The organism is Streptomyces tuirus (genome assembly GCF_014701095.1).
Lineage (GTDB): Bacteria > Actinomycetota > Actinomycetes > Streptomycetales > Streptomycetaceae > Streptomyces > Streptomyces tuirus.
Genome location: NZ_AP023439.1, coordinates 4,745,743 through 4,759,268, shown reverse-complemented (window position 1 = coordinate 4,759,268; position 13,526 = coordinate 4,745,743). Strand labels below are relative to the sequence as shown.

15 protein-coding genes are annotated in these 13,526 nt (G+C 71.5%); 9 read left to right on the top strand and 6 right to left on the bottom strand.

The genetic code is table 11. The features are described 5' to 3' along the window. Positions 1-102: 102 nt before the first annotated feature. From afsQ1 to IGS69_RS22005, 5 genes are all read left to right on the top strand, one after another. On the top strand, positions 103-780 hold the full coding sequence (gene afsQ1, locus IGS69_RS22025; RefSeq protein ID WP_053675520.1) for a two-component system response regulator AfsQ1: 678 nt from the start codon (positions 103-105) through the stop codon (positions 778-780). Then, positions 777-2,381: a sensor histidine kinase gene (locus tag IGS69_RS22020; protein ID WP_190902258.1), complete on the top strand. Its 1,605-nt coding sequence runs from the start codon at positions 777-779 to the stop codon at positions 2,379-2,381. The genes afsQ1 and IGS69_RS22020 overlap by 4 nt, the downstream gene beginning before the upstream one ends. Further along, a complete protein-coding gene (locus IGS69_RS22015) occupies positions 2,378-2,998 on the top strand; it encodes a hypothetical protein (RefSeq protein WP_190902257.1) in 621 nt (206 codons plus the stop codon). Before IGS69_RS22020 ends, IGS69_RS22015 begins: the two co-directional genes overlap by 4 nt. Before the next feature lie 85 nt (positions 2,999-3,083). Next, positions 3,084-3,668 carry a VanZ family protein gene (locus IGS69_RS22010; RefSeq protein WP_190902256.1) on the top strand — a complete coding sequence of 195 codons (585 nt, stop codon included), beginning with the start codon at positions 3,084-3,086 and terminating at the stop codon, positions 3,666-3,668. Positions 3,669-3,730: 62 nt separating this feature from the next. Continuing rightward, entirely contained in the window at positions 3,731-3,943 is a 213-nt protein-coding gene (locus IGS69_RS22005) for a PspC domain-containing protein (protein WP_190902255.1), read from the top strand. A gap of 78 nt (positions 3,944-4,021) precedes the next feature. Here the strand turns inward: IGS69_RS22005 and IGS69_RS22000 are convergent, their stop codons facing one another. After that, entirely contained in the window at positions 4,022-4,375 is a 354-nt protein-coding gene (locus IGS69_RS22000; protein ID WP_190902254.1) for an ATP-binding protein, read from the bottom strand. A gap of 138 nt (positions 4,376-4,513) precedes the next feature. Then, a complete protein-coding gene (locus IGS69_RS21995) occupies positions 4,514-5,671 on the bottom strand; it encodes an adenosine deaminase (RefSeq protein WP_190902253.1) in 1,158 nt (385 codons plus the stop codon). 123 nt (positions 5,672-5,794) lie between these two features. Here IGS69_RS21995 and IGS69_RS21990 point away from each other — a divergent pair, with 123 nt between their 5' ends. After that, a complete protein-coding gene (locus IGS69_RS21990; protein WP_190902252.1) occupies positions 5,795-6,553 on the top strand; it encodes an alpha/beta hydrolase family protein in 759 nt (252 codons plus the stop codon). A gap of 74 nt (positions 6,554-6,627) precedes the next feature. Here the strand turns inward: IGS69_RS21990 and IGS69_RS21985 are convergent, their stop codons facing one another. Next, the gene (locus tag IGS69_RS21985; protein ID WP_190902251.1) at positions 6,628-7,590 is read right to left on the bottom strand and encodes a LysR family transcriptional regulator; all 963 of its coding nucleotides are present in this window, start codon (positions 7,588-7,590) and stop codon (positions 6,628-6,630) included. Between the two features lie 62 nt (positions 7,591-7,652). Here IGS69_RS21985 and IGS69_RS21980 point away from each other — a divergent pair, with 62 nt between their 5' ends. Next, entirely contained in the window at positions 7,653-8,927 is a 1,275-nt protein-coding gene (locus tag IGS69_RS21980; protein ID WP_190902250.1) for an MFS transporter, read from the top strand. 222 nt (positions 8,928-9,149) lie between these two features. After that, the gene (locus IGS69_RS21975; protein ID WP_190902249.1) at positions 9,150-10,166 is read left to right on the top strand and encodes a sigma-70 family RNA polymerase sigma factor; all 1,017 of its coding nucleotides are present in this window, start codon (positions 9,150-9,152) and stop codon (positions 10,164-10,166) included. Here IGS69_RS21975 and IGS69_RS21970 read toward each other — a convergent pair. Next, on the bottom strand, positions 10,050-10,436 hold the full coding sequence (locus tag IGS69_RS21970) for an STAS domain-containing protein (RefSeq protein ID WP_190902248.1): 387 nt from the start codon (positions 10,434-10,436) through the stop codon (positions 10,050-10,052). The genes IGS69_RS21975 and IGS69_RS21970 overlap by 117 nt on opposite strands. A gap of 156 nt (positions 10,437-10,592) precedes the next feature. Here IGS69_RS21970 and IGS69_RS21965 point away from each other — a divergent pair, with 156 nt between their 5' ends. Further along, positions 10,593-11,513 (top strand): AEC family transporter, encoded by a 921-nt coding sequence (locus IGS69_RS21965; RefSeq protein WP_190902247.1) that lies wholly within the window; start codon positions 10,593-10,595, stop codon positions 11,511-11,513. A 1-nt stretch (position 11,514) separates the two neighbouring features. On the opposite strand, the gene IGS69_RS21960 is transcribed toward IGS69_RS21965, so the two are convergent. Together IGS69_RS21960 and IGS69_RS21955 are read right to left on the bottom strand one after the other, a co-directional pair. Next, positions 11,515-12,099, bottom strand: a complete 585-nt coding sequence (locus IGS69_RS21960) for a Uma2 family endonuclease (RefSeq protein WP_190902246.1) — start codon at positions 12,097-12,099, stop codon at positions 11,515-11,517. 94 nt (positions 12,100-12,193) lie between these two features. Further along, positions 12,194-13,471 (bottom strand): thymidine phosphorylase, encoded by a 1,278-nt coding sequence (locus tag IGS69_RS21955; protein WP_190904595.1) that lies wholly within the window; start codon positions 13,469-13,471, stop codon positions 12,194-12,196. Between the last annotated feature and the right edge of the window lie 55 nt (positions 13,472-13,526).

Here is a 13,526-nt window from a genome sequence, read left to right as displayed (position 1 = left end):
CACAGGTCCGCCACAGCTCCCGCACACGCGTCGGCGGTACCGGCCGCACCGAGTGGGCCCCACCGGTCGAACCCCGACCCCTCCATGGGCCAGAATGAGCGCGTGCCTTCCCTGTTGCTGATCGAGGACGACGACGCCATCCGGACGGCCCTGGAGCTCTCACTGACGCGCCAGGGCCACCGCGTGGCGACCGCTGCCAGCGGTGAGGACGGTCTGAAGCTCCTTCGCGAGCAGCGGCCGGATCTGATCGTGCTGGACGTGATGCTGCCCGGCATCGACGGGTTCGAGGTGTGCCGGCGCATCCGGCGCACGGACCAGTTGCCGATCATCCTGCTGACCGCGCGCAGCGATGACATCGACGTGGTGGTCGGGCTGGAGTCCGGCGCCGACGACTACGTCGTCAAACCGGTCCAGGGCCGGGTGCTCGACGCCCGGATCCGGGCCGTGCTGCGGCGCGGCGAGCGGGAGTCGAACGACGCGGCGAGCTTCGGCAGCCTCGTCATCGACCGCTCGGCGATGACCGTGACGAAGAACGGCGAGGACCTCCAGCTCACGCCGACCGAGCTGCGGCTGCTGCTGGAGCTGAGCCGGCGGCCGGGCCAGGCGCTGTCCCGGCAGCAGTTGCTGCGGCTGGTGTGGGAGCACGACTACCTGGGCGACTCGCGGCTCGTGGACGCGTGTGTCCAGCGGCTGCGCGCCAAGGTCGAGGACGTGCCGTCGTCCCCGACGCTGATCCGTACCGTGCGGGGTGTCGGCTACCGGCTGGACGCGCCTCAGTGACCCAGGCGCACCAAGGGGGGGCCCACGGCTGGACCGGGGCGCGCAAGGGAGCTCTGTCGCGGCTGCGCTTCACCAGTCTGCGGCTGCGGCTGGTGGTCGTCTTCGGCCTGGTGGCCCTGACGGCCGCCGTGTCCGCGTCGGGAATCGCGTACTGGCTCAACCGCGAGGCCGTGCTCACCCGCACCCAGGACGCCGTGCTGCGTGACTTCGAGCAGGAGATGCAGAACCGGGCGGGCGCGCTGCCGGAGCGTCCGACGCAGGACGAACTGCAGCACACCGCGGGCCAGATGGCGGGCAGCGACCAGCGCTTCAGCGTGCTGCTGGTCGGCCGCGACGCCGAGGGCCGGACCGTCTACGGCAGCTCCGGCGGGCTGAGCGGCTTCTCGCTGCAGGACGTGCCGAAGTCGCTGCGCACGGCGGTGAACCGGACGCAGAAGGTCGACGAGGCCAACAAGCACCCGTACCACCTGTACTGGCAGCGAATAGTCGACCACGACACCCCGTACCTGGTGGCCGGTACGCGGGTGATCGGCGGCGGCCCGACCGGCTACATGCTCAAGTCGCTGGAGCCGGAGGCCAAGGACCTCAACTCGCTGGCCTGGTCGCTGGGCATCGCCACGGGGCTCGCTCTGATCGGCTCGGCGCTGCTCGCGCAGGCCGCGGCGACGACCGTGCTGAAGCCGGTGCAGCGGCTCGGGGCGGCCGCGCGGCGGCTCGGCGAGGGCAAGCTGGACACCCGGCTTCGGGTGTCCGGGACCGATGAACTCGCCGATCTGTCGCGGACGTTCAACAACGCGGCCGAGGCGCTGGAGAAGCGGGTCGCCGACATGGCCGCCCGCGACGAGGCGTCCCGGCGGTTCGTGGCGGACATGAGCCACGAGCTGCGGACGCCGCTCACCGCGATCACCGCCGTGACGGAGGTGCTCGAGGAGGAGCTGGAGGCGGAGACGGGCAGCATGGACCCGATGATCGAGCCCGCCGTCCGGCTGGTGGTCAGCGAGACGCGGCGGCTGAACGACCTGGTCGAGAACCTGATGGAGGTCACGCGTTTTGACGCGGGTACCGCCCGGCTCGTCCTGGACGACGTCGACCTCGCCGACCAGATCACCGCCTGCATCGACGCCCGTGCCTGGCTGGACGCGGTCGAGCTGGACGCCGAGCGCGGCCTGCACGCCCGGCTGGATCCGCGGCGCCTGGACGTCATCCTGGCCAACCTCATCGGCAACGCGCTCAAGCACGGCGGCTCCCCGGTGCGGGTGTCCGTACGGGAGGCGGACGATTCGATCGTCATCGAGGTGCAGGACCACGGTCCCGGCATCCCGGAGGACGTCCTGCCGCATGTCTTCGACCGCTTCTACAAGGCCAGCGCCTCCCGGCCGCGTTCCGAGGGCAGCGGCCTGGGACTGTCCATCGCGCTGGAGAACGCCCATATCCACGGCGGTGAGATCACCGCGGCCAACTCGCCGGATTCGGGTGCGGTGTTCACGCTGCGGCTGCCGCGTGGCACGTCCCCCGCGGAGGAGCAGCCCGCCGAGGACGGGCTGACGCCCGGGAGCGACACCGACCGGCCCCAGAGCGAGGACACGAAGGGGGACGCATGAGGACCGCACATCGCGCGGCCGTGTCCCGGCTGCTGGCCGTTCCGGCGCTCGCCGTGCTGCTGGCCGGCTGCGGGATCCGGGCCACGGAGGTGCCGACGAACTTCGGGCCGGCGCCCTCGCGGGTGCAGTGCTCGCTCGCCGAGCCGGACATCTCCACGCAGGCCGCCCGCGGGCTGCCGGTGCAGGTGTTCCTGCTGTGCGGGTCGTCGCTGGTGACCGTCGACCGGACCGTGCGGGTCCCGGACGGCGCGGCCGACTCCGAGCGGCGCATCCTGGTCGCACAGGGCCTGCTGGACCAGCTCGCCACGCCGACGTCGGCCGCGGAGAAGGAAGCCGGCTACAGCACGGACGTGCGCGGCGGCATCACCGTCGGCGGTCCGCGCCCCGGCGACCCGGACGACACGCTGCGACTGAGCACGGCACCGGCCGGCCTCACCTCGTACGCCCTGGCGCAGGTCGTCTGTACGTTCTCCGACTCGGCGGCGGCCGAGGGGGACGGCTCGGTGGTCCTGGGCGGTCCGGGCGCCGAGGCACCGCGCCGCTACGAGTGCACCGACGAGGTGCGGGCCCGGCCGGGCAGCACGGAGCCGCCGTCGAGGGACGCGGCCGGGGAGTGATCCGCCCGGGCTGTGGCGCATGCCTCACAGGTCTGCCGGGGCCCATCCCGGAACCGATCCTGCCGGAGGCGGCGTCTTGGGGGTCGTGCAGCGTCAAGGCTCCATCGGCGGCAGCGCCGCGTTCCGCATCCGTGTGACAGGGGGTGTCCTCCTCGTCGCCCACCTCGCGTTCGTCGCCTGGTTCACGCTGCGGCCGCTGGACGTGCCCTGGGTGATGCCCGCCAATCTGCGGCCGTTCGCCGGTATCCGGGCCGATGTCGCCCTGGGCTGGCCGGAGGCGGCCCGGCGGATCGGTGAGGGGCTGGCCCTGCTCGCCCCGCTGGGTGTGCTGCTGCCGTTGGCCGGCGGCAGGCTGGTCGTCTCGCCGCTGGCGTCCCTGCTGCGCACCGTCGCGGCCGGCGCCCTGCTCTCCTGGGGCATCGAGCTGTTGCAGACGGGCGTGCCCGGTCAGGTCGCCGACGTCGACTCACTGTTCCTGAACACCCTGGGCGTGGCCCTCGCGCATCTCGCGCTGGTGCCGGCGGGCCGCTCCTGGCTGCGCCGTCGTATCACCGCCCGCCCGCTCCGCACGCCCCTGGCCCCTCAGGAGCCGGCTCAGGGTCGGACCCCGACGATTCCCAGGGTCGGGATCGCCCCGTGGAGCGACGCTTTGCCCCCTTCGTCTCCGTAGCGTGGAGTGCAGATGGGGTACTCGGACGGGAGGCCTCACACACGCTCACGAAGGAGTCGCACATGTCCCGCCTCGCCCGCCCCACCCACGGCCGCATGATCGGCGGAGTGTGCGCCGCGCTGGCACGGCGCTTCGGCACCTCCGCGACGACGATGCGGGTGATCTTCCTGATCTCGTGCCTGCTGCCCGGCCCGCAGTTCCTGCTGTACATCGCACTGTGGATCGTGCTCCCCTCGGAGGACAAGGTCGACGGCAAGACCCAGACGGCCTGGTGACGCGTTCTGCGGAATCGCCGATGGGGCGCACCCCGTGCGGGTGCGCCCCATCGGCATGTGTTCACCTCGGCGGCGGGGTCAGCCGACCGGCACGCCGTTCACCGGCAGGCCGTGCGTGGGCAGGCCCTGGACCGGGAGCCCGCCCAGCAGCTTGGCGGCCGGGCCCGTGGGGCCGTTGGCGAGGATCTGCTCGGCGACCGGCTGGGCGGCGGCCAGACCGGCGCCGGCCGCCGTCTGTCCCTGGCCCAGCGCCTCGCCCGAGCCCGGGAGCGTCTGGGAGAGCTGCTCCGCCGGGAGCGCCGCGGTGACGGTCTCCAGCGTCTGGGCGGTGTCCGGGAGGGCCGGGGCGGCGTTGGCGGCGCCGGCGCCGGCGGCGGCGAAGGCGGCACCGAGAGCGGCGACACCGAGGGACTTGGCAGCAGACTGCTTCATGGAATGCGTCCTCGTAAGATGACTGGGTGGGTGAGCGGTGCAACGACCGTAAACACCCCGTGCCACCCGCCGCAAACATCGAAATGCGGACGGATTGTGAACACCGCTCGCAGCCACTGTGCGCCGAATATCTCCTATTCAGCCCTCCGAGTCGACAGAACCGCTGGTGGAGGCGGTCTGACGGAACAGCCATTCGGATTTCAGCTCGGCATATCCGGGCTTGACGACGTCATTGATCATGGCCAGTCGTTCATCGAAAGGAATGAACGCTGATTTCATCGCATTGACAGAGAACCACTGCATGTCGTCGAGCGTGTATCCGAATGCCTCGACGAGGTGCTCGAATTCCCGGCTCATGCTGGTGTGCGACATAAGACGATTATCCGTATTGACCGTGGCGCGGAAATGCAGACGGCGCAGCAGCCCGATCGGGTGCTCGGCGTACGAGGCGGCCGCTCCGGTCTGGAGGTTGGAGCTCGGGCACAGCTCCAGCGGGATGCGCTTGTCCCGTACGTAGGACGCGAGCCGCCCGAGTTCGACCCGGCCGTCCTCGTGGACCTGGATGTCGTCGATGATCCGCACACCGTGCCCGAGCCGGTCGGCGCCGCACCACTGGAGGGCCTGCCAGATGGAGGGCAGCCCGAAGGCCTCGCCGGCGTGGATGGTGAAGTGGTTGTTCTCGCGCTTGAGGTACTCGAAGGCGTCGAGGTGCCGGGTGGGCGGGTAGCCGGCCTCGGCGCCCGCGATGTCGAAGCCGACGACGCCCAGATCCCGGTAACGGTTGGCGAGTTCGGCGATCTCCAGGGCGCGGGCCGCGTGCCGCATGGCGGTGAGCAGCGCGCCGACGCGGATGCGCTGCCCGTTCTCCCGCGCGCGCCGCTCCCCTTCCCGGAAGCCCTCGTTGACGGCCTCGACGACCTCTTCGAGGCCGAGGCCGCCCTCCAGGTGCTGTTCGGGTGCGTAGCGCACCTCGGCGTAGACGACGCCGTCCGCGGCCAGGTCCTCGGCGCACTCGGCGGCGACCCGGACCAGGGCGTCACGGGTCTGCATGACGCCGACGGTGTGGGAGAACGTCTCCAAGTACCGTTCCAGGGAACCGGAGTCGGCGGCCTCGCGGAACCAGACGCCGAGCTTCTCGGGGTCGGTCTCGGGGAGGTGGGTGTAGCCGTTCTCGCGGGCGAGTTCGACGATCGTGCCGGGGCGCAGACCGCCGTCGAGGTGGTCGTGCAGCAGAACCTTGGGCGCCCGGCGGATCTGGTCCGGTGTCGGGGTGTTCGCGATGGTCTGGCTCGTCATTTCCGCACTCTAACTCCTACGCGCGTAGATGGCGCGTTCCCGGATGCCTCGCGTTTTCGTCGATACGTAACGGTGATCCCGAGGACGGGTCGTGTACACCCGCGCTTCTGACACTGTTCTGTCATGGCACACCAAGCGACGCCGGTTCGCAGGCCCCGGCTGGGCCGGGCACTCGGTCCGGAGCCGACGGCGGTGAGCGGCGCGGTGCTGCTGCTCCCCGGCGGCGACGAGGTATCCGGCCGCAGGCCCTCGCCCCTGCTGGCGACCGCCTCCATGCGCGGCGTCGGGCGCAGGCTGGCCCGCGCGGGCCGGGACGAGGGTCTCGCCGCGCACGTCGTGCACTACCGCTGCCGGGGATGGAACGGCAGCGAGGCCAGTCTCGCGCAGGACGCGACCTGGGCGGCCGACGAGATCGTACGGCGCTACGGCGACGTCCCGGTCTGCCTCGTCGGGGTCGGGATGGGCGGCCGGGCGGGCTTGCGGGCGGGTGGCCACGAGGCCGTCAACTCCGTCCTGGCGCTCGCCCCTTGGCTGCCGGAGGAGGACGTCGCGGCGCCACCCGAACCGGTGAAACAGCTGGTCGGGCGCCAGGTGCTGATCGTGCACGGCACGAACGACGGGCGGACGGATCCGGAGCTGTCGTTCCGGCTGGCGGCGCGGGCGAAGAAGGCGAACCGGGACGTGTGCCGGTTCGAAGTGCACGCGGACGGGCACGGGTTGCATCAGTACCGGGACGAAGTGCTGGCTCTTTCCGAGGACTTCGTGATGGGTGCGTTGTTCGGGCGGGCGGTGTCGCGGCCTGTGCGGGACGCGTTCGCGGCGCCGCCGCCGTTGGGGTTGCGGATGCCGCTCGCCGCGGGGTTCAGTCCTTCGAGGCGGTAGCGCCATGTGAGGTGCCCGTAGTTTTCGGGGTGCGGGTTCGTGGTGGGTTGCTCGCGCCGTTCCCCGCGCCCCTTTCAGGTGGGCAAGAGACTGCCTCTTCTTGAGAGCAGGAACCTCTTGAAGGCTGCTACCGGGGGTGTGTCCGGGTGGCCTTCCAGCCAGGCCACGCCGATCTCGCGGACGGCTCTCGGTGCCGTGACCGTCAGTTCCACAACGCCCGGGCGGGGGACGGCCGGTGGGGGCAGGAGGGCCACGCCGAGGCCCGCGGCCACCAGACCCCTCAGCGTTTCCGCCTCCTCTCCCTCGAAGGCGATGCGGGGCTTGAAGCCGGCCTCCTTGCACAGGTCGTCGGTGATGCGGCGCAGGCCGTAGCCGGGCTCCAGGGTGACGAAGGTTTCGTCGGCCGCCTCGGCGAGGCGGATGCGGCGGCGGCCGGCCAGGGAGTGGTCGGCGGGGACGACCAGGCGCAGCTTCTGCTCGTCCAGGCGGCGGGCGACGAGGTCGGGGGCGTCCGGCACCGGCGACGTCAGGCACAGGTCGAGTTCGCCCGCGCGAAGGCCTTCCAGCATGGCCTCGCCGTAGTTCTGGACGAGGCTGAAGCGGACGCGCGGGTGGTCGGCGCGGAAGGCGTGCAGCAGGCCCGGGACGGTCTCGGCGCCCATGGTGTGCAGGAAGCCGAAGGCGACCTTGCCGGTGGTCGGGTCGGTGTCGGCGCGCACCTCCTCGGCGGCGCGCTCGATCTCGGCCAGGGCGCGCTCCACGGAGGCGAGGAAGGTGCGTCCTGCCGGGGTGAGGGAGACCGTGCGGCCGTGCCGGGCGAACAGATCGACGCCCAGGTCCTGCTCCAGGCGGGCCATGGAACGGGACAGGGTCGACTGGGGGACGTTCATCTCCTGGGCGGCCCGGGTGACGTGCTCGGTGCGGGCGACGCCCGCGAAGTACGCGAGGCGCGGCGCCAGCACCTTCGACATCTCCGCCATGTCTTCTGTGTCACTGCTTGGTGACAGGCGGGCCCGTGAACTCGGTTGATGCACCATGGGAACGATTATGGCTGTTCCATGCATTGGACGGATGAGTGCGCTGTTCGTACGTTCGAGGCATGTCTCCCGCCAGTACCGGGGCGTCCACCGTCGTGGGCGCCGATGTCCCTGTCCCCGCTGCCGACTCCCGCGTCTCCCCGGGCGGACCCGGCTATCGCCGGATGAGCTTCGCCCTCTTCCTCGCGGGCGTCGCGACCTTCGCGCTGCTGTACTCCACCCAGGCCCTGCTCCCGCTGATCTCCGGCGAGTTCGGGGTGGCGGCGAGCGACGCGAGCTGGACGGTGGCCGCCGCGACGGGCGGGCTGGCGCTGTTCGTGCTGCCGATGAGCGCCCTGTCGGAGCGCTTCGGACGCCGGGCGGTCATGACCGCGTCACTGGCCGTGGCCGTCACGCTCGGGCTGCTGGCGCCCCTCGCCCCGTCCCTCGGTGTGCTGATCGCCCTGCGGGCTCTTCAGGGCGCCGCCCTGGCGGGGCTGCCCGCGTCGGCGACCGCGTACCTCGCGGAGGAGGTCAGTCCCAAGGCGCTGGTCACCGCGATCGGCCTGTTCGTCGCGGGCAACAGCGTGGGCGGGATGAGCGGCCGGATCATCACCGGCTGGGTCGCCCAGGAGTGGGGCTGGCGCGTGGCCGTCGGCGTCATCGGGGTGATCGCGGTGGCGTGTGCGGTGGCCTTCCGGCTGTTGCTTCCCGCCCCGAAGCACTTCAGGGCCGGTTCGCTGCGGCCGCGGGTGCTGGCCCGGACGGTCCGCGACCACCTGTCCAACCCGCTGCTGTGCCGGCTGTACGCGATCGGCGCGCTGTTCATGACGGTGTTCGGCGGGGTGTACACGGTGATCGGCTACCGCCTGACCGAGGCCCCGTTCTCGCTGCCGCAGGGCGTCATCGGCTCGATCTTCCTGGTGTACCTGGTCGGTACGGTGTCGGCGTCCACGGCGGGCCGGCTGGTCGGCCGGCTGGGCCGCCGGGGCGCGCTGTACACGGGCGGCGGTACGACGGCGGCGGGCCTGCTGCTGTCCCTGGCCGGCTCCCTCCCGCTGGTGCTGCTGGGTCTGGTGCTCATCACGGCGGGCTTCTTCGCGGGCCACGCGGTCGCCTCCTCGGCGGTCAGCAAGACGGCCACGCACGGCAGGGCCCAGGCCTCGGCGCTGTACCAGTCGGCGTACTACATCGGCTCCAGCGCGGGCAGCACGGTCGGCGCGATCGCGTTCCACGCGGGCGGCTGGGCCGGGACGGTCGGGGTCGGACTCCTCGCGGTCCTGGGGGTCGTGACGATCACCGTCTTCGGGACCCGGGCGGCCCGGCTGCAGCGCCGGCACCTGGCCACGGCCGCCTGAGACTCGGCGCCACTCCCCCTGTCCGGGGTCGGTGGTCTGTGGGTGCGGATACCGTCCGCACCCACCGGCCACCGGCCCCGGCAGGGGGATTCCCCGTTCTGGATCATGCCCTTCTACCTGCGCTTTTGTTCGCTCGGGGGGCCGTTGTCAGTGGGCTGCGGTAGCTTCCGAAGTGCTGAGCGCAATGGCGCGTGAACAGAACTTCCACAGGGGTGGGTGGAGATGGCGAACGGCATGGCGACACCGACGGACCTGGACACCAGGCTGGAGGCATACCGAACCGAGCTGACGGGGTACTGCTACCGGATGCTCGGCTCCTCCTTCGAGGCGGAGGACGCGGTGCAGGACACGATGGTCCGTGCCTGGCGCAGCTACGACAAGTTCGAGGGCCGCTCCAGCCTGCGCTCCTGGCTCTACCGGATCGCGACCAACGTGTGCCTGGACATGCTGACCGCGGGCAACAAGCGCGCCCGTCCCATGGACCTGACCGAGTCCACCCCGCTCGCCCAGGCAGCCCTCTCCCCCCGACCGGACAACACCTGGCTGGAGCCCATGCCGGACGCCCGTGTGCTGCCCACGACCCACGACCCGGCGGAGGCGGCGGTCGCCAAGGAGTCCGTGCGGCTGGCCTTCATGGCCGCCCTCCAGCAGCTCCCGGCCAAGCAGCGGGCGGTGCTGATCCTGCGCGAGGTCCTGGCCTGGAAGGCCAGCGAGGTCGCCGAGCTGCTGGACACCTCGGTGGCGTCGGTGAACAGCGCCCTCCAGCGGGCCCGCGCCACCCTGGCCGAGCGGCAGGAGCCGGGCGCCGAAGCGGCCGTCTCCGACCCGCTGGACGAGGACCAGCAGAAGCTGCTGGACCGCTACGTGGCGGCCTTCGAGGGCTACGACATGACGGCCCTGACGGCCCTGCTGCACGAGGACGCGGTCATGACGATGCCGCCGTTCGACCTCTGGCTGACCGGCACGCGGGACATCACCGGCTTCATGACCACCCTCGGCGCGCCCTGCGCGGGCTCGAAGCTGGTGCCCGTCCAGGTCAACGGCCTGCCGGGGTTCGCCCAGTACAAGCCGGACCCGGACAAGGGCGGCTTCACACCGTGGGCGGTCCAGGTGCTGGAGATCTCAGACGGCCGCATCACCGGGTTCCACTGCTTCCTCGACACACAGCGGTGGTTCCCGCTCTTCGGCCTCCCCCTCCACCTCGAAGCGGAGACCGACCAGGTCGAGCAGGGCGCGTAGGGCCGGGTCGGGGTCGCGCAGCCGTATCCGTCCCCCGGCCCGGCGGGCGGCCAGCTGGAGCCTCGCCAGGAGGTCGACGGCGGCCAGGCCCGGGGGCCCCAGACCCCCGACGTCGCACACCACGACCCGGGCACCGCTGCCGTGCAGCAGTGCCCGCACCTCGTCGCTGAGCCCTCTCACCTCGTCCCGGGTGACGGGGCCGGGCAGTACGAGCACGGGCGGTGTCATGGCGTCCACGACCGGTAGACCGGGCGGGCGGCCGTAACTCATCGCGGCCGTCGGTCCCGGCGCGCGCGGTGCCGGCCGGGTGCCGCCGCGAGGATCACATTGACCTGGGCAGTGCCTTCCCCGGAGGGTTGACTGTATGCCCCAACCATCTCCCCCTGCCGCGCTGCCCGATGCCCGCTTCGCCGGTGAGGAGGCGCCGTGCAGGGGGTGCTGAGCGGGTTCGCGGTCATCGCGGTCGTCATCGGGGTCGGCTATCTGATCGGCCGCCGGGGGTATCTGGGCGACGGCGGCCGCGAGGTCCTCACCAGGCTCGCCTTCCATGTGGCGTCCCCGGCGCTGCTGTTCACGACCCTCGCGCAGGCCGACCTGTCGGTGATCTTCTCCGACCGGCTGCTGGTCACGGCGATGAGCACGGCAGCGGCGGCGGGTGTCTTCGTGGCGGTGGGTGCGGCGCGAGGGTGGGGAGTGGGCCGGACGACGATCGGCGCGCTGTGCTCCAGCTACGTCAACTCCGGGAACCTGGGCATTCCGATCGCCGTGTACGTGCTGGGCGACGCGTCCCTGGTCGCGCCGGTGCTGCTGTTCCAGCTGGTCGGTGTCACACCGGTGGCGCTGACGGTCCTGGACCTGGCGAGCGGCGGGGAGAAGCGGCCCCTGTGGCAGCGGCTGCTGACGCCGTTGCGCAATCCGATAGCCCTGGGCTCGCTGGCCGGGGTGGCGGTCTCGGCGTCGGGCCTCACGGTGCCGGGCCCTCTGCTGGACCCCCTGACCCTGATCGGGAACATGTCGGTCCCGGCGGTCCTGCTGGCCTTCGGCATCTCCCTGCGCGGCAGCACGCTCCCGCTGCGCGGTGCGGAACGGGCCCCGGTGCTCCTCGCCGTGGCCCTGAAGTCAGTGTTCCAGCCGCTGGTCGCCTGGGCCCTGGCGGCGGGCGTCTTCGGCCTGCGCGGCGCCTTGCTGCTCGACGTGGTGGTGACGTCCGCGCTGCCGGCGGCGCAGAACCTCTTCACGTACGCGAGCAGCTACCGGGTGGGCGAGGTACTGGCGAGGGAGGCGATCCTGCTGTCGACGGTGCTGGCGGTGCCGGTGCTGGTGGTCGTGGCTGCGGTGCTGGGGTGACTCAGTTCTCCGGGAACTCGCCGGTGTCGATGACAAGGTCGAAAGGAGCCGGCAGCTTGATCGGCTCGCCGAACTTCGCGGTGCTCAGAGGGCGGTAAACATCGCCCTTGGGCTCGCCGTAGAGCGTCACGGTGGGGCCGTCGGCGGCCCAGCGGTCTACGAGGAGGTAGAGCGGAATACCGGCAGTGGCGTAGGCAGCAGGCTTGCTGACGCGGTCGTGGCGAGCGTTGGACTTGGACGTGACCTCGACGACGAGTTCGGCGAGAGCGGCCGGGATGTGGGTGTCCGTGTCAGCGTCCTCCCATACGGGGGCCACCACGAGATCCGGGATGAGCATGCCGAGACGTGACGGCACGGCGAGCGCCAGTGTCTGGAAGATTTCCCAGTCCTCGGGGATCACGGAGTAGAGGCGACGCTGGATGCGGGCCGCGATCACGTTGTGGCGGTAAGCGGGAGCAGGTGACACGGTGATGATCCCCTCGATGATCTCCACCTTGCTGCCCTCGGGCCATTCCATCTCTTCCCAGAACCGGACGAGGTCGTCCCAGTTCTGGTCGGGGTCCTGGCTCACGGTGAGTGCGCTCATGGCGGTCTCCTTCGGTGCGTCACCGATCCCAGCATGCCGAACGGGACCGGCGGGGGTCCACCGGTCCCGTTCACCCGAAAGGGAAACCGCCTGGTCAGGCGATACGTTCCAGCACGACCGGGGACGCCGCGAAGTCCGTCCCGGGCGCCGCGACGTCGTAGGAGCCCTCGATCGACTGGAGGGCGTACTCGAAGCGCTCGGGGGTGTCGGTGTGGAGGGTCAGGAGGGGCTGGCCCTCCGTCACCGTGTCGCCCGGCTTGGCGTGCATCTCGACGCCGGCGCCCGCCTGCACCGGGTCCTCCTTGCGGGCACGGCCCGCGCCGAGGCGCCAGGCCGCGACGCCGATGTCGTAGGCGTCGAGACGGGTCAGCACACCCGAGGCCGGGGCCTTGATCACGTGCTGCTCACGGGCCACCGGAAGCGTCGCGTCCGGGTCGCCGCCCTGGGCCGCGATCATGCGCCGCCAGACGTCCATCGCCGAGCCGTCGGCCAGGGCCTTCGCCGGGTCGGCGTCCTTGATGCCCGCGGCGTCCAGCATTTCGCGGGCCAGGGCCACCGTCAGCTCGACCACGTCCGCCGGGCCGCCGCCCGCCAGGACCTCGACCGACTCGCGGACCTCCAGGGCGTTGCCGGCCGTCAGACCCAGCGGGGTGGACATGTCCGTCAGCAGCGCGACCGTCTTCACGCCGTGGTCCGTGCCGAGGCCGACCATCGTGGAGGCCAGCTCTCGGGCGTCCTCGATGGTCTTCATGAAGGCGCCGGTGCCGACCTTCACGTCCAGGACCAGCGAGCCGGTGCCCTCGGCGATCTTCTTGGACATGATCGAGGAGGCGATCAGCGGGATCGCCTCGACGGTGCCGGTGACGTCCCGCAGGGCGTAGAGCTTCTTGTCGGCGGGGGCCAGGCCGTCGCCCGCCGCGCAGATGACCGCGCCGGTGGTGTCGAGGACGTTCAGCATCTCCTCGTTGGACAGCAGCGCGCGCCAGCCGGGGATGGACTCCAGCTTGTCGAGGGTGCCACCGGTGTGGCCGAGGCCGCGGCCGGACAGCTGCGGGACGGCCGCGCCGCAGGCGGCGACCAGGGGGGCCAGCGGCAGTGTGATCTTGTCGCCGACGCCGCCCGTGGAGTGCTTGTCGGCGGTCGGGCGGGACAGGGACGAGAAGTCCATGCGCTCGCCGGAGGCGATCATCGCGGCCGTCCAGCGGGCGATCTCGCGGCGGTTCATGCCGTTCAGCAGGATCGCCATGGCGAGGGCGGACATCTGCTCGTCGGCGACCTCCCCGCGGGTGTACGCGTCGATGACCCAGTCGATCTGCGCGTCGCTGAGCTCACCGCGGTCCCGCTTGGTGCGGATGACGGAGATGGCGTCCATGGCCATGGCTTGGCTTCCTTCCGAGGGTTCCAGAAGCCGTACGGCCCCCCTGAGC